We start from the raw sequence: 16,909 nt of genomic DNA, 5'->3' as shown, positions 1-16,909 counted from the left end.
AAAATAATCCGCATCGAAAACGATATCGGAAATAACTGCTGAATTACCGAAATGTAGTAAGACAGAAATAAAAGATCTTGCCAGATCGGAAAATATGAAGATCCAAAAAAGATTGGAATTGTTCCAAACTTAAACCTCAGATTCTTCCTGAATTTTAAACTTATACCCTATAATAAATGGTAACTATACTATAAATGATCAAATGTTTTCCATTTTATGGGATATATTTTCATTTTCCAATACACTCAAAGATAGTTAATTTATAATATATTATGCATTAAATAATATAATATCATTTTAAATTTTAATCTTATTTGGATTTTTTATTTACTTCATAATAACTTATTAAAATATAAATTAATATTTTACATTCTCAATGTTTTGTATTTTTGCAATATTAATAAAAATATATCCCTATTTATTGAAATATAATACTTTTATTCATACATTTGCTGCTTATTACTAGATGATTATAAGAATTTATAAGTCATTCTATTCAGATTGTATCCACTTGTTTCGAAGAATATATGATAAATTATTGCGGCAATTTGCACTATACTTTAACCTACATTGTAAGCAAAGTGAAAAAGTGAAATAGAGCCCGATAATTAAGATAGTAGTAACCAGTAAAAACAGACCAATTTTAAAATAAAATAAAAACATGAAAAAAGTAATTTTTATCATTTTGGCTTTGGGTACAATAGCTTGTGCTCCTGAAAATTCCGAAGATTCACTGTCTAAATCAGCTTACAGCTCCAAAAGTTCTGAACTGGCTATTGCTTCTAAAAGTTCGCGACCTCAAAACTGGGCTCAGAAAGTTACAGGATCACCTTTTGATAATCTGTACAAAGTCAATAATGATGTTTATAGAAGTGAACAGCCCGATAGTGATGGCTATAACTACCTTGAACAAAAGAATGTAGCCTCAATTCTTAATCTGAGGTCAGGTCATATAGACAACGTTTCAGGAACCAACTATACAGGCACTTTATACAATGTTCCTATGGTGGCTTCAGATGTTTCGGATGTAGAAATTATCCAGGCTTTAAAAATTATAAGAACAGCTCCCAAACCAATAGACATACATTGTGCACATGGGAGTGACAGGACTGGAGTTACTATGGCAATGTACCGTATTGTTTTCCAGAATTGGAGCAAGCAAGATGCTACGAAAGAGATGAAGGAGGGAGGTTATAATTTCCATTCACAATATACCAATCTGGTTAATTATATTAGGGATGTGGATGTTAATTATATTAAGACACAAGTATTTAATTAACTTGATTTTAAGGAATATGCAAAAGTCCAATATCAGAGATGTTGGGCTTTTTATTTTAATCGTAAACCAATAATGGAATAGAAACTCTCAGTTAAAATTCCGATTTGGAATCTGAATGTTCAGAATGGTGAAGAACATAAGTAAGCATCCCTTCAATATTTTCGTGGGTATGTTGGAAGGTATCATGCACCATTTTAAAATTTAGTTTTTCTAATATATTAACTGATGACGGGTTATGAGCAGAAGGAAAGGCTGTAATTGTTTCAGCGCCCATATTTTCGAATCCAAAATTGATGATTGCTCTTAAGCCTTCTCCCATGATCCCCATTTTTTGAAATTCAGGAAGCAGTTCATATCCTATTTCGACAGACTTGTTGCTCAAGTCAAAATTCCAAAAACATAAGGCACCTATTAAAGCAGATTGATCTTTATAGGAAATTGCCCAAAATATACACGAATTCTCATTGAACAGATTTTCAATTTTTTGGATATAAGCTGTTGCATCACTGATGCTGTTGGCAGGTTCCCTCCCTGTTAATTTGGCTACTTCATGATCTGATCGTAGTTCATAAATTGCCTGAGCATCTTCCAGGGACAATCTTCTTAAGTTAAGACGCTCAGTTTCTAATGCTGGAAATATTGAAAAATTAACGTTCATCAGTTATCTAAAATATAATTGTTTATTTCAATGCTAATCATGCTGATGAGAACACTCAAAAAAAATTAACAAGTTGATCAGGAATTATTTTTAACCACATTGATCATATGATCAATATCAAATGGTTTTTCGATATAGTCATCAGCTTTGCAATCTTTTGCTTTTTGTGGTAAATCATGTGATGTAGAAGTGAGGACAGCAGAAACTTCTTCTGTTTGAGGATCATTCTTTAATTCTTCAATCACTTTTGCTCCTTTCTTATCTCCTTTGATGTTATCGTCTACAATGACGACATCGGGGTCAATCTCGTCAATTTTTTCAATTGGTTCGGTTGTTAATGATGAAGTGACATCAAATCCTTCATCCTGTAATACCTCATCCATGATCTCCAGGATTTCTTCATTATCCTGAATAAGGACAACCTTCTTTTTCATATATTCTTAATAAGTTATATAAATATAAGAAAACTTTATGAAGGACTAACAGTTTAGTAAAACAAAAATAGTGTCATCAGAGAACTTGTGAAAATGAGGTTTGATACCAGGTTTTTTCATAAAAAAACAGACAGCTCCATTCTAATTTCTATATTTGCACGGGTCAGCCTTAAATAACTAATTTCCTAAAAAGCAATAAACAAAAAGAATATAGAATGGATAAAATGAATTTATTAATTATTGTAACAGTAATCTCCTTATTCATTTCATTGTTTCTTGCATTCTTTCTACTCACCGTTAAAACAAAACACAAGACCAGCAATATTCTTTTTGCGGTTTTTCTTATAATCACGGCAATTGATACAAGTGATCCAATATTAGGCCTGTTAACTGACCGTCCTTCGAATCTGGGAATGCTGAAAACGACTCTGGCTTTTCTACAAATTCCTGTTTTTTACCTCTATATACTGTCGGTTTGTTATTCAGATTTTAAGTTTAAGCCCAAATATCTCATACATCTGCTTCCATTTTTAATAGCGAATATAATTTTGTTACCTCGTTTTTACACAGTAGATATCGCTTCTAAAATTGATTTTATTATCAATCGTCAAACCAGGATAGAACTGCAGTTAACCCATATTCTATTCCATATTCAGGTACTTATCTATTTTGTAGCTATTTTTATACTGTTGAGAAAAGCAAAAAAACTATATCTTGAAAACAACGCTGGTACAAGCATTAATTCTTATAACTGGCTGTTTCAGTTTACACTTGTACTCACTATTTTATATATGATCGTCATTTTCAAAAACATTTTCAAATTTTCAGATTATCCCTACATTTCTGAATGGATAAAAATCGGAATCCTGGTACTTCAGCTGTTTATAGTGTGTTGGTATTTGTTTAAGGCGCTCAACAATCCCGGATTATTCAGAAATATTGATTCAAAATTAAAACTCGTTTCGGATATTATTTTAGAAGAAAAGAAGAACGAGCCGGAAACGGTAAATGAAAAAGAATACAACGAAGAATTAGTGAAATTAAAGAAATACATGGTAGAAGAAAAACCATTTCTTAATCCTTCTTTAACCATTCAGGATATTTCAAATGAGATTAAAATTCCTGTTCGTGATCTGTCCCTTTTAATTAATCATCAGCTGGGTCAACATTTCTTTGACTTTATCAATACCTATCGTATAGAAAATGCAAAGACCATTTTAAAAGATCCGACAAAAAATAAAGTAACGGTTCTTGAGATCCTGTATGAAGTGGGTTTTAATTCAAAATCATCTTTTAATACGGCTTTTAAAAAACATACAGGTTTTACACCTACTGTATATCGTAAACAGTTGTAATATAGTTATTTGTAAAAAGTCGTACTTCTGTAATATATAAATCATACGTATTTTTTTGATGAAATAGGGCCGACTTTTTTTAGTCGGTCGCACAAGGCTGATCGTTATCCCAAATTTGTATCGAAATAATTTTTTAACCCAAAAAACGATACAATGAAAAGTTCTGTTTATTTATTAATTTTAATGATCATAATGTCTAGTTGTCATACGAGCAACAAAGCATTAACCCAAAGAAAAGACTATACCTTTCTTACCGACAGTTTACATATTGAGCAACAATTAGAAAAATACAAACTTGCCGGATTTAGTATGGTGGTTTTTGAAAACTATGAGATCGTTTATTCAAAACAATTTGGTGTAAAATCCATAAACTCAGGACAGAAAATAGATCAAAACACAGCTTTTTCTACAGCATCTATTTCAAAACCGATTACTGCACTTCTTTGTCATATCCTTGAGGAGAAAGGACTGATTAATTTAGATGATCCTATAGACAATTATCTAAAACGCTGGCATTTGCCAAAAAGTAAGTTTACGGAAAACAACAGTCCAAACTGGAGACAATTTCTTAATCATACGGCGGGCACAAGTCAGAGTGGATTTGAAGACTATTATCAAGGTGAAACAATTCCAACCATACAACAAAGTCTTTTAGGCCAAATTCCAAGATATGACAAAGAAATTGAATTCTTATTTACGCCTGGAACTGACTGGCAGTACAGCGGTGGCGGTTACGTAATTGTTCAAATGGCATTAGAAGATACTTTAAATAAATCTATTGCAGAGCTTGCCAACGAGTATATTTTTTCACCTCTTGGTATGAAAAATACGACAATGATTCAGCCTGATGAAGATGGATTTCCGACCAATGTTGCTCTTGTCCACGATAAAGATAAAAAAGTAATTAAAACAGGTTTACCAATTACTCCGCAGGTTGGAGCATCAGGCATGTGGTCGACACCAAGTGATCTGGCTAAGCTCTCTATTGAGATACAAAATGCCCTGCGTAACAAAAATAACAAAGTGATTTCTCATCGTATTGCAAAAAAAGTAACAGCAGTCTCTGCTTTAAAAAATGCAGTTGGTGGATGGGGTTATGGATGGCAGAAGTCTTTTGGCTATAATAACTACAGTTGGTTTTCATGTAATGGCTCTAACACTGGAGTGGGTGGGAGTACTTTCGCAACAATGACAGATGGTAATGGCTTTGTTTTTCTTGCTAATGGTGAAAAGCCAAACCGTATTCCTGTGATAACTCAGGCTCAAAGAAAGATTTTGCAACTGATGAACTGGAACAAAAAAGGAACTGATGAAGATATTCAGGAAATGCCTTTAGCCTTAAAAGAGAAACTGATCGGAACATATGACGATTTCCTTTATTCGCAAGGAGTGGAAACTAAAATAGTAGAAAAGAACAATCGCCTGTATGTTGAGTCTCCATTGTTGGAATTTTTTAAAGGAAAAAATGACAATGAGTTGGTGTATCTGAAAAATGGATTGTTTAAAATAATTGATTATCCTAATGTATTAAAATTCGATTTCAGCAATGGAAAACCAAGTTCTGTAACCTTAATAAGAGATCATCTGAATACTAAAATCCAGCTCACTAACAAAAAATAAATAATGATTATAATGGGATTAAGTATACTGTAATACAGTTGTTTGTAAAAAGTCGTACTTCCGTTTGTAATCTATCAAACCTATTCTTCTAAATAAATGCGTTCGACTTTTTTCAGTCGGTCGCGGGAAGATCATTTCTTTCACACATTTGCATCAATATAAATTTAACCTAAATAAAAAACTATGAAAAACGCATTAAAAATGGTAGCCGTATTATTAATAAGCAACTTTACTTTTGGGCAGGACTATTCTAAAAAGATCGATTCCATTATTCAAAGTAACTATAAAAATAATCCGGATGTAGGGATTAGTGTTGGTTACATCAATAATAATAAAGAACATTATATCGCATATGGTAAACTGAGTAAGGAAAATCAAATGGATATTGATAAAAACTCCCTGTTTGAAATTGCTTCAATTACTAAAATTTTAACTTCAAATTTAATTGCACAGGCAGCTATTGAAAATAAAGTAAAATTAGATGATTATATAGACAACTACCTTCCTAAAGAATATGTATTACAGAAGGATCTTAAAAATAACATAAGAATATCGGATTTAGCTTCCCATCAATCTGGCTTGCCTGATGTCGATTTTGCAAAACTTGTAGAGCTTGATTCGCAACAACCTATCAATAGTGTAAATGAAAAAACATTAACTGATATTGTCAATAATTGCACTGAATTAACTGATTATGGAAAATACCGTTATTCAACCCTTGGTTACACTTTATTGGGGCAAATCTTAGAAAAGGTATATGAAAAGACTTATGATGAGATCATTCGTGAGAAAATACTGAAGCCATTAAAAATGAATCATACCCTAACAAAAGATTTTAATGTAAAAAATAAAACAACAGGCTACAATCCTAATGGTGGTGTTCAGGAATTTCTTAAATGGAATGTTACGGCACCTGCAGGATTAATAAAGTCCAATACTTCTGATATGATCACCTATTTGAAAGCGGTTTTGACTAAAGGAAATAAAATATCTCAGGCAGCAATGCTGACCGAAAAGATCTTCTATAAAGATAATAATAGAGAATTGGGATTGGGGACAAACATTATAGCGGATGATAAAAATACCGTGTATGTAAAAACAGGTGATTCTATGGGACAATCTTCGATCATATTTTATAACAGGGTTAAAAATTGGGGCGTTATCGTACTTCTAAGTCAAAGAAACTCAAAGATGAGACAGAACTTATTTAATGAAATTTCTCAAAAAATATTGAAATAAATCTGTTCTTTACGTAAAGTATTAACTGATCCAGGAAAATAGAATTCCTGGATTTTTTATCTTCATTAAATATCTCCTATTATTTTTCCAACAAAAGTGTATTATTGTTGGCAAATCTATTAAATTTGGTTCGCCCGCTTATCTGATTCCTTCAAGGGAATCTGTTTGTATAAGTGTTATCAATTTTAATACACAGGCCATTCATGAAAAGAAGAGACTTTTTGAAACATTGTTCAGTTGCAGCATCCGGTTTAGTTTTAGTGAATGTATTGCCGTCATATGCACATGCAATGCTGAAAGAAGGAAATTTACCCCTTAATAAGTCACTATTTGAAATATTCAGTAACCCGGAAAATCATTACCGGCCATTTGTCCGTTGGTGGTGGAACGGCGATAAAATAGAAAAATCAGAACTTGCCCGTGAACTCAGGATTTTAAAAGATGCAGGAATAGGGGGTGTAGAGATCAATCCCATATCATTTCCCTCACGAACTGATGATATGAATAAACCCAGTGTAGACTGGATGAGTGATGAGTGGATTGAATTATTGAAATTCACCCTTGAAGAAGCTAAATCATTAGGGATGACCTGCGATTTGCTTGTCGGTACCGGATTCCCTATGGGTGGTGATTTCCTGAAAAAGGAAGAATGTTCACAGATCGTGGTGATCGCTGTAAAAAAATTGAAAGGTCCCCTTACCACAGAGTTCTCTCTTTTTGATCTTTACAAAGAGGCTGATCCGGCCATTACAAGTCCGTATAGCGGAAGAACAATGGAAATGATGGAAGTAAAGCTTGTTCCCGATCCTTTAAACAGTATGGATGAAGTAATGAACCTGTCGGATCAGATTAAAAATGGGATGATCAAAGTTTCTATACCTAAAGGTGATTATGCCATTTACGGACTGGTAAAAATACAGCGCTTTATGAGTGTGATCCAGGGTGCTCCGGGTGGTATGGGACCTGTACTGAATCATTACGATACTGCGGCAGTAAAGAAATACTTCAACAGGATGAGTGACAGCATTCATCAAAAAATAGGACCGCTTGCTCCAAATGTCAGATCTTTCTTCGTCGACAGTCTGGAGACGGAAGGAACGAACTGGAGCAATGATATGATGAGCGAGTTTAAACGGAGAAGGGGATATGACCTGTATCCTTATCTGCCTTTTGTTTTATTTAAAATTGGTGGAATGGGAAATACGACCGGTCAGAATATCCTTTATCCCGTAAAATCAGGTCCGGAATTTAAAAAGATGATCGACCGGATGCGGTACGATTTTGAACTGACAAAAGCTGAAATATTTGAGGAAAGATTTGTACATACCTTTGTACAGTGGTGTAAAGACAATAAGATAAAATCAAGAGCACAAGCTTATGGACGCGGTTATTTTCCACTGGAAGGAAGTTTTGATATCGATATCCCTGAATGTGAGACCTGGCTGAAATATGGAATAGGAGAAGATATCAGTGAGGAAAAATTCACGCAATATCCCTGGCATCTGGGTAGGGGAAATACGATGATCAATAAATTGGTTTCCTCCGCAGCACATTTAAAGGATAAAAAGCTGATCAGCTCAGAAGAGCTTACCAATACGGATATGGTCTTTAATGAATCGCTGGAAATTTTTAAAATAGCCGGAGATCAGAGTACGATATCCGGAGTTACCCATCCTATTTTTCATGGATTTAATTATTCGCCACCAGAAGCAGCTTTTCCCGGCTGGATAACCTATGGTGGATATTTCAATGAGAAGAATACGATGTGGCCTTATTTTAAACATTATACAGATTACCGGGCAAGATTATCAGCCGTATTACAGCAGGCAAGTATGTTTGCTGATATTGCACTTTTGGCACCTTTTACGGATCAGTGGTCGGAATATGGGGCGCAGATGGAACCTTTCCCTGTTATGGTATCGCCAGCTTATCAGGCACTGATCTGGGAATCTATTCATCAGAATGGTAATGCCTGTGATTATGTCTCTGAACGCGTCATCAACGACTCGGAAGTCAAGAAAGGTTTCCTTACTTATGGAAAGAGAAAATACCATACTTTATTTTTGATCGAAGTACATAGTTTAGATACAGCTACCGCCAGTAAACTCCATGATTTTGTTAGCAGTGGCGGAAGAATCTTTTGTATTGAAGCCACACCAGACCGGTCTACAGGCTGGAATAATTATGAGAAAAGAGATCGGGAAGTAAGAGACTGGGTCACGAAAATGCAGGCTTATCCTGACCGCTTTATTTTCTTAAAAAAGCCAGCGTCTGATTTCCTGGGTTGGTATAAAACTGTTCAGGAAAAGTATAATATTAAGCCTTATGTGAAGATTCAGTCCCCAAAGACGTTTGTCACCCAGGTGCGTTATCAGACAGATAAAGCGGACCTTTTCCTGTTTAATAATTCCAGCAGTAAACACAATGCGCCGTTGGATATTACATTTGAAAAAGAGGTGATCAGACACAAACGGGCCTGGTTATGGGATGCTGCAACAGGTAAACGTTTCAGACTGGAGCTGCCGGAAGGACGCCTTCATATCGATTTAGGCCCTGCCGATTCTAAGCTGATTGTTTTTGATCATGATAGAAAAGGAATAGTCTGGAAAGACAGTCCTTTAACTGGAAATAACTCAACAGAACTTAACAATACCTGGGATGTTGAATTCAGACACTATGATGGAACCATTAAAAAAGAAGAACTCAATAAACTGGCTGATCTTAAAGAACTTCCTGCATATGTAAATTTTGCCGGAACGGTAGTATACCGGAATAGGTTTCAATCAGGAGATAAGTCAACAATAAATTATCTGAATCTGGGAATTGTATATGGAATCTGTGAGGTTCGTATCAATGGAGTAGAAGCGGGAACACAGTGGTTTGGTAGAAGAATTTATCCTTTGGAAGGTTTAATCAGGGAAGGAATGAATGATATCGAAATTAAGGTGGTTACCGTCATGGTGAACTATATGAAAACCCTTAAAGATAATGTTGTTGCACAATACTGGACGAATCAAAAAAAGAAGGACCAGCCACTTCAATCCATGGGTTTGGCAGGTCCGGTCACTATTTATTAGAAGAATTTAAAAATAAAACAACAGCTTCAGAGAAATCTGAAGCTGTTGTTTGCATATACTTTCTGTTGTTTGTATAGTTTAGTTTCGGAAAAACTGACCTACATCTGCTGAATCAAAAGTGAAAGCAGTCTGGTTTTCAGATTTATCCAGTTTTTTACTAATGGTTAAAGCCCATAAAACCAATTCTTTGCAAAAATTCTGATCTTCAGGGCTGAGTCCTGAAGTATTTTCTTCAACCACTGCTACCAGAGGGGTTATGCTGTTTAGTTTAGCATAGAATTCCTCATCTGAATCTGCATAATTGAGTTCAAGGTGGTTTTTGTTAAACCATTTGATCAAGTCAGTATATGGTGTTTTAATACTCTCTTTTTCCAGCTTGGATATACGTGGGAACAGCATTTCAAACTGTACCATAACCGCTTTGTCGATTAATATTTTCGCTACATAATCTGCACCTTCCTGCTCGCCTTCATACACAAGTTCTATTTTTCCTGTAATTGATGGAATGATCGACATAAAATCGAGCAAACGAATTGTCGTTTTTTCGGCACCAGACTCGATCAGACGTAATTTTGCAGCCGCCATTAAATTTTCCATAGCACTGATGGTAAGTCGCGCACTTACACCACTTTTTGCATCCACATATTCACTGTCACGTGCTGCAAAAGCAACTTCTTCCAAAAGATCTTTTGCCAGACCTGGAATTTGTATTTTTGATCGGTCTTCGGTTGAAACCCTGGCTTCCTGTTCTGTAATCTGTCTGGCAAGCGCAATCGTCTGAGGATAATGGGTAAAAATTTGCGATCCGATTCTATCTTTTAAAGGAGTTACAATACTTCCACGGTTGGTATAATCTTCAGGGTTTGCTGTAAAGACAAACTGGATATCAAGTGGCATTCTCAACTGAAATCCACGAATCTGAATATCACCTTCCTGCAAAATATTAAATAAAGAAACCTGAATCCGTGCCTGTAGATCCGGAAGTTCATTTAATACAAATATCGAACGGTTGGCACGAGGAATCATTCCATAGTGTAAAACACGCTCATCGGAATAGGGGAGTTTTAAAGTAGCCGCTTTAATAGGATCTATATCCCCAATTAAGTCAGCAACATTCACATCCGGTGTTGCCAGTTTCTCAAAGAAACGGTTGGAGCGGTGTACCCATGAAATAGGTGTTTCATCACCATGTTCAGCAATAAGATCCCGGGCAAATTTTGAGATAGGCTGAAACGGACTGTCATTGATCTCGGATCCTTTTACAATAGGCATGTATTCATCAAGAAGATTGACCATACTTCTTGCAATCCTCGTTTTTGCCTGGCCACGTAAACCCAATAGATTAATATGATGACCGGCAAGAATAGCTTTTTTCAATTGCGGAACTACCGTATCTTCATAACCTAAAAGACCTTCAAATACAGGTTCTTTAGCTTTAATTCTTGCAATTAAGTTTGCCTGAATTTCTTCATTGATCGTTTTATCAGTATAACCGGATTTTTTTAATTCTTTAAATGTAATATCGTTTTTCATTTTCTTGTAAGTAATAACAATTATTTAATGATACTTTTATCTTAATTATAGGTCTGACATCTAATGTCTAACATCTGACATCTTATATCTAAATTCTTTTAATTCTGTTTTTTTCATAATCTTCAAAAATCATTTGCCCTAAACCTGAAAGACCCGTTAAAAAGGCTTTCCCTTTATTTTGTGCTGTAAAGGCTTCCACAAACTGACGCAGATAAGGATCCTGAGCAATCATAAAAGTAGTGATTGGAATTTTCAGTTTTCTGGCTTGTGCTGCTCTGTTGAGGCATTGGGAAACAATCATTTCGTCCAGGCCATTGCTGTTCATATAAAACTCACCTGTAGGCAGTTGAATACAACTTGGTTTTCCATCAGTGATCATAAAGATCTGCTTATTGGTATTTCTTTTTCTGCGAAGAATATCCATTGCTAACTCTAAACCGGCGACTGTATTGGTATGATAAGGGCCGACCTTTAAGTAAGGCAGATCCTTAACTTTAATAGGCCAGGCTTCATTTCCAAAAACAATAATATCAATGGAATCCTTTGGATATTTTCGGTTAATTAATTCTACCAGCGCCATGGCCACTTTTTTAGCAGGCGTGATACGGTCTTCACCATATAAGATCATGGAGTGGCTGATGTCAATCATCAATACGGTACTCATCTGCGCTTTATGTTTGGTTTCCTCTACGATGAGGTCGTCTTCCGTGAGGCGCAGGTCAGAAATTCCGTTATTGATCTGTGCGTTTTTTAGACTTTCAGTCATATTCACCAACGACAGATCATCTCCATATTGATAGGTGCGATTTTCACCATCTCTTTCATCACCAACACCCGTTTTCGATGTACGATGGTTTCCGACGCCGCTTTTTTTCAGCTTTCCAAAAATCTGATCCAAAGCATATTCCCGTAAAGCAGCCTCCAGTTTGGCAGTCAGTATATTTTTACCTTTTCCTGATCCGGAATTCCCATCTTCAGGATCATCTTCTTTTTTGATGTATCCGCGTTTTCTTAAATCCTCTTCAAAATCCTCAATGGTATATCCATCGTCGAAAATGTCATATTCTTTATTCAGCATATCGAGCCATTCAAAGGCTTCTTCGATATCTCCGGAAGTATGGGTAAGCAAATCTTTGAAAACATCAAAGACCCGGTCAAAATTTGATACTTCTTCCGGAATATGTTTGCTGAATGTAAATCCTTTGTGAAAATTAAAATCTTTATTAGTCATGAGACGTTGCTGTTTTTCTACTAATTGCTTTTAAATATTTGTTGTATTTGTCTGGAATTAAATGGATTAAAGATTGTTATTGTCTTTAAATTTAAGCAAATTTATTTGTAGATTTTTTGTATTTCTTCCTTAAGTTAAAATAGACAAGTTATGAAAATATACAATCGGGAAAAATAGAAAATACTAATGACAGTGATAAGAAATGAAAATATAATATACATGACAAGGGGTAGTAAATGATTGTTTAATTCGCTTATATGTAAAGTTTATAAAACTAAAATGATTTTAGTTAATAATCCGTGATGTGTTAATTTTAGTACATTTTTCCTTTAGTAGAACAATATTTAGTAAAAATTTTATATTTATATAATAGTTTGTTGAACGGGATTTTCCTTGATAGAATTAGCAATTGTATGTATATAATAACGGAGCAGTTAAAGGATAGTGGATTTAGTATCAATCGATTAGATCTTATTATAAAAAGAAATAACAATAATAGAGAATTTAGCACACTGGATTACTTTTGTATCTATATCATTTTAGAAGATATCAAACTAACCGTTGAGAATGTATCTTATGACATTCAGGCAGGTAATATTGCATTCGTAGGCCCTCAAAAGAAAGTGCTTTTCGGTAAAGTGAAAAGATATGAAATTTTTGTTATTGCCTTTTCAGCAAGTTTCTATGAACGATCAACAAAAGACAGTTTGTTCATCAATTCCCAGCTTTTCTTCAATTATGATTCAGATGTATTTATTGCGCCCTTCACTAATATTGAACAAATGAAAGTAGTTTTTATGGAGCGGATGGAGAGTTTTCAGCGTAAAGATAAGAGCCTGTATATTTCTGCAGCTCACAATGCAATAGAAAGGCTTATCCTGGATGCATTTTTACATATACCTACCGAAGAGATAAAGAAAGATTTTAAATTCGACTATATGTACTATGTCAATAGGTTTAAAGTCATTTTACAAAGAGATTATAAAAGGGCAAAGAAGGTCTCCTATTATGCTAATGAACTGAATATTTCTGCCAGAAAATTAACAGAAATGACTGAATATGTTCTGGGAAAAACTGCCAAGCATATTATTATTGAAAAGTTGGTGAATGAATGTAAAAAAGCACTTGTTTTTTCTAACTGTACAATCTCTGAAGTCTCTTATGAACTGGGTTTCAGTAATGAAGGGAATTTTACGAACTTCATTAAAAAGCACACCGGAAAAAATCCCTCAGAATTGAGATAATTCTAGAACTTCTTGTATGAAGTTATAGAATTTATTGTATATTTACCTAAGTAACCGATTGGTGAAAAATCTAGGCTATATGCTTTTTACAAGGTTTTTATTAATTGTTTTATTTTTTGCAAGTGCAAAATATTTTGCTCAGATGTCTGATGCTTTGAGGCTAAATGTCCGATTATATCCGGTGCAAGTCCTTTCAATTAATTCTGATGTATCTGATAAAAAAAGATCCCGGTCACCTGAATTCCAATCTGTGACGGTATCGAGTCCCTCAGGTTTTGAGGTTAAAGCGCACCAGGAAACTAATAACAATATAAAAGAAAACCTTGAAAACAGTTGTTATAAAGAATATAATCTGATAGATCACCAGAAAGGAGTTATTCAGAAAGTGTATAAAATAAATGAGAATATAGAAAAAGTGATAAAAAAATTAGGTTGCGAAGTTGATTTTCAATCTGATCATTTAGTGCTAACACTAATTTCTCAATAAAAAATATACAAAGCTTTATGGAAATTATCATGTATAGATTAAAATTTTCCATAATGTCTTTTTTACCGATAAACGTATAAAAGTGAATTATTTAATAATAATATAATATATCTTTTAATTTTTAACGGTATTTTTTTGTTGATATTCGATGCTTTTTATGATTTTTTCATAAAAGGCTCTTTCTGTGTGTAAATAATTCACTACATAAAATCACAAATTTTAAGTATTTTTTCACAAAAGCATAAGCTATCTTTCTATCTACATTTGCGGCAAATTCTAAAAATTAATAATTATTAATACAAGAAAACCGTTTTAAATTATGAAGAAATGTATCTTAGCTTCTTTTGCTCTATTAGGATTTGCAGCATTACAAGCTCAACAAAATGTAACACTCAATGTGAGATTGAAACCTATTCAAACTCTTGTGGTGAACAATGCTCAGAAAATCGTTAACCTTGACTATGTGACCAAGGATGACTATGTAAATGGAGTTTCTTCTGTGAATGCAGACCATTTAAGTATCTACAGTACCGGAGGATTTCAGGTAAAAGTAAAAAGTGCCAATGCAGCTTTACAAAATGGAGCTAAAAATATTCAGGCCAATACCGTACAGATCAAAGCAAGTGCAGGATCTGAAGCTGTAAATGGAGCGCAATATGCACAGAATATACAATTATCTGCCACTGAAACTACCTTGGTTACTTCTCCCAACGGAGGTGTAGATAAAAAAATCAGTATTGAGTATAAAGGTGCTGGAGCTAATGCTTACCTGGATAATTATATTGCTGGTCAGGCTCCTACAGTCTATACTACTGAATTAACGTATACTATTATTTCCCAATAAAATATTAAAATACTGTTAAAAAGATAAGGTGTTACAGGCTTTTGTTGCACTTTATCTTTTTCTGTCATATGAAGTATTTGTAATGAAAAAACTGTTTTTTCTCTCTTTATCCCTAACCTGTTGTTTACTTTCCCAAGGATATGCACAGACAGGAATTTCTGTTTCTCCACCCAGGCTGTATTTTGAATCAGATTTAGGCAATAGTAATACTCAAAAAATAACGGTTACCAATGTAAGTGCAAAAAATGCTCTGGATCTTGCTATAAGTTTAGGTGATTGGGAGTACGATGATAAAGGGGAAAATATGATGTACGGGGCAAACACACGTCCAATATCCTGTGCCGGCTGGGCATCTGTAAAAAAAGAAGATACTTACTTTACACTGGCTCCCGGAGAGAAAAAAGATATTGATGTTACCCTTACGGCTCCAACTACCCTGGTGGACAAGTTATCTGCTCATTCATCTGTTTTGTTTGTAAGTCAAATGAATCCCGTGGATGATGTAGACAATAAAGGAGCTAATATAAAAGTGAGTATACGCTCAGGAATCAAGCTTTTTCACAAATTACCTTTAGCAAAAAGTAAGAAAATTGAAATTCAGAATCTGGTGTATGAAAAATCTAAAAATATACTCGGTCTGTTTTTTGAAAATCAGGGAGATATTTGGGTAGATGGAAAGGTATATACAGATCTTGTCAATGTACAAAACGGAAAAAAAATCTCTGTTGATCCGATTGTCTTTTACACAATGCCCGGAAATAAAAGAGAAATGACTATTCAACTTCCGTCAGCACTTGAAAAAGGGAAGTATACTGCTTCTGTAATGATAGATTATGGAGATACTAACAATCTTGAATTAGGAGAATTAAGCTTCACCTATGAATAATAAAAAATTCCATTATCTGTTATTATTGATTTCCCTGAATTGTTTTTCGCAGGTTACGTACAGTTCCTGGGTCAATAGTTATTTACAGATCAATTCTTACAGTGGCAATACCAATCCTGATGCTTATACTTTTACTCTGGCAGGTAATGGTAAAATCAATATTCCCCATTGGAGATTATCTATGAGGTTGAAGCAGCCTATCACTTCCAATGATGGTAAGTATATGATGCCCGCTAACAAAATTTCTTTTCAGCCGGTCAACTCTTCGGGACAAGCTTATCCTGATCCGGTACCTACAATTCCTCAGATAGGAATGCCCCTTAATGTATTTCTTCAGGAAGGGCAAGAAGTCTTTTTGATTCCACAGTCGAATGCCTCATTAAACAATCAGCCTGCCCAGCCTAACGGTTATTATAACCTTCAGATAAAATACAGCTTGAATGTTATGGGTGGAGCTTATTTAGGTAACTATCCTTCATGGATCACTTTTATTGCACCTGTTCAATTTACGGCATACGATCAGTATAACAATATCATTGGCAAAATGGATCATAATTTCCAGTTTCAGATCGGTACCCTTTCCGGGAGTCCCACTGAAGTTCCGGAACTTTCTTTAAAGTTTTCCGCCAATGCAGTCAATGGTTCACTGGAATTTAAAAGTATAGAAGACTATATAAAAGGGGTTAGTGTTACGTATTCTAATGCCTTAATTGTAAGCAGTAATACCAATTATCAGATTAAACTAAAATCTCTTCAGGGTCAGTTTAATTCTCCAAAAGGAAATAGCATTCCTTTGGAAACCGTAAAAATGACCTTGTCTCCGGTATCAGATAATAAAGGAAATGTGTATCCTGTTTTATTAAGTGCTTCTCCACAACTTATTGCTACCGGAAGCTCTACTAAAGGCTCCAATGTTTATTACGATATCAAATATTCCACAAATGCGGGTGATGAAAGGTTTATTAATGCCAGAACGGAAGAATATTCGACTACACTTCAATACGAGATAATTCCTCAATAAC

At 34.5% G+C, this 16,909-nt stretch carries 14 protein-coding genes; 10 read left to right on the top strand and 4 right to left on the bottom strand.

Translation table 11 applies throughout. The features are described from left to right. The first annotated feature begins 661 nt into the window (after window positions 1–661). Complete coding sequence (locus J7E44_RS22200; RefSeq protein ID WP_214833924.1) at window positions 662–1,279, top strand: phosphatase domain-containing putative toxin; 618 nt, start codon at window positions 662–664, stop codon at window positions 1,277–1,279. A gap of 91 nt (window positions 1,280–1,370) precedes the next feature. Here J7E44_RS22200 and J7E44_RS22195 read toward each other — a convergent pair whose 3' ends face one another. After that, window positions 1,371–1,937, bottom strand: coding sequence for a GNAT family N-acetyltransferase (locus tag J7E44_RS22195; protein WP_214833921.1), 567 nt, complete (start codon window positions 1,935–1,937; stop codon window positions 1,371–1,373). A gap of 77 nt (window positions 1,938–2,014) precedes the next feature. Then, window positions 2,015–2,371 (bottom strand): response regulator, encoded by a 357-nt coding sequence (locus J7E44_RS22190; protein WP_214833918.1) that lies wholly within the window; start codon window positions 2,369–2,371, stop codon window positions 2,015–2,017. Between the two features lie 224 nt (window positions 2,372–2,595). Between J7E44_RS22190 and J7E44_RS22185 the strand changes: the two genes are divergently transcribed. The 4 genes from J7E44_RS22185 to J7E44_RS22170 all read left to right on the top strand — a co-directional run bounded on the left by J7E44_RS22185 (window position 2,596) and on the right by J7E44_RS22170 (window position 9,662). Then, window positions 2,596–3,726 (top strand): helix-turn-helix domain-containing protein, encoded by a 1,131-nt coding sequence (locus tag J7E44_RS22185; RefSeq protein WP_251040657.1) that lies wholly within the window; start codon window positions 2,596–2,598, stop codon window positions 3,724–3,726. Window positions 3,727–3,879: 153 nt separating this feature from the next. Then, entirely contained in the window at window positions 3,880–5,346 is a 1,467-nt protein-coding gene (locus tag J7E44_RS22180; RefSeq protein WP_214833912.1) for a serine hydrolase domain-containing protein, read from the top strand. A gap of 183 nt (window positions 5,347–5,529) precedes the next feature. Next, window positions 5,530–6,585 (top strand): serine hydrolase domain-containing protein, encoded by a 1,056-nt coding sequence (locus tag J7E44_RS22175; RefSeq protein ID WP_214833909.1) that lies wholly within the window; start codon window positions 5,530–5,532, stop codon window positions 6,583–6,585. A 203-nt stretch (window positions 6,586–6,788) separates the two neighbouring features. Beyond that, complete coding sequence (locus J7E44_RS22170) at window positions 6,789–9,662, top strand: glycosyl hydrolase (RefSeq protein ID WP_214833906.1); 2,874 nt, start codon at window positions 6,789–6,791, stop codon at window positions 9,660–9,662. A 78-nt stretch (window positions 9,663–9,740) separates the two neighbouring features. Here J7E44_RS22170 and J7E44_RS22165 read toward each other — a convergent pair whose 3' ends face one another. Continuing rightward, window positions 9,741–11,195 (bottom strand): sigma 54-interacting transcriptional regulator, encoded by a 1,455-nt coding sequence (locus tag J7E44_RS22165; RefSeq protein WP_214833903.1) that lies wholly within the window; start codon window positions 11,193–11,195, stop codon window positions 9,741–9,743. Between the two features lie 88 nt (window positions 11,196–11,283). Next, complete coding sequence (locus tag J7E44_RS22160) at window positions 11,284–12,426, bottom strand: vWA domain-containing protein (RefSeq protein ID WP_214833900.1); 1,143 nt, start codon at window positions 12,424–12,426, stop codon at window positions 11,284–11,286. Window positions 12,427–12,839: 413 nt separating this feature from the next. On the opposite strand from J7E44_RS22160, the gene J7E44_RS22155 reads away from it, so the two are divergent. The 5 genes from J7E44_RS22155 to J7E44_RS22135 all read left to right on the top strand — a co-directional run bounded on the left by J7E44_RS22155 (window position 12,840) and on the right by J7E44_RS22135 (window position 16,908). After that, complete coding sequence (locus tag J7E44_RS22155; RefSeq protein WP_214833897.1) at window positions 12,840–13,670, top strand: helix-turn-helix domain-containing protein; 831 nt, start codon at window positions 12,840–12,842, stop codon at window positions 13,668–13,670. 79 nt (window positions 13,671–13,749) lie between these two features. Continuing rightward, window positions 13,750–14,157: a hypothetical protein gene (locus J7E44_RS22150; protein WP_214833894.1), complete on the top strand. Its 408-nt coding sequence runs from the start codon at window positions 13,750–13,752 to the stop codon at window positions 14,155–14,157. A 319-nt stretch (window positions 14,158–14,476) separates the two neighbouring features. Further along, on the top strand, window positions 14,477–15,001 hold the full coding sequence (locus tag J7E44_RS22145) for a hypothetical protein (RefSeq protein WP_214833891.1): 525 nt from the start codon (window positions 14,477–14,479) through the stop codon (window positions 14,999–15,001). A gap of 82 nt (window positions 15,002–15,083) precedes the next feature. Next, the gene (locus tag J7E44_RS22140; RefSeq protein WP_214833889.1) at window positions 15,084–15,887 is read left to right on the top strand and encodes a fimbrial biogenesis chaperone; all 804 of its coding nucleotides are present in this window, start codon (window positions 15,084–15,086) and stop codon (window positions 15,885–15,887) included. Further along, complete coding sequence (locus J7E44_RS22135; RefSeq protein ID WP_214833886.1) at window positions 15,880–16,908, top strand: hypothetical protein; 1,029 nt, start codon at window positions 15,880–15,882, stop codon at window positions 16,906–16,908. Before J7E44_RS22140 ends, J7E44_RS22135 begins: the two co-directional genes overlap by 8 nt. Window position 16,909 lies beyond the last annotated feature (1 nt).

Origin of the sequence: Chryseobacterium sp. ISL-6 (assembly GCF_018613715.1) — a bacterium.
GTDB classification, from domain to species: Bacteria; Bacteroidota; Bacteroidia; order Flavobacteriales; family Weeksellaceae; genus Chryseobacterium; species Chryseobacterium paludis.
The sequence above is the reverse complement of the archived record's forward strand: the minus strand, read 5'-3'. Positions and strand labels throughout refer to the sequence as shown.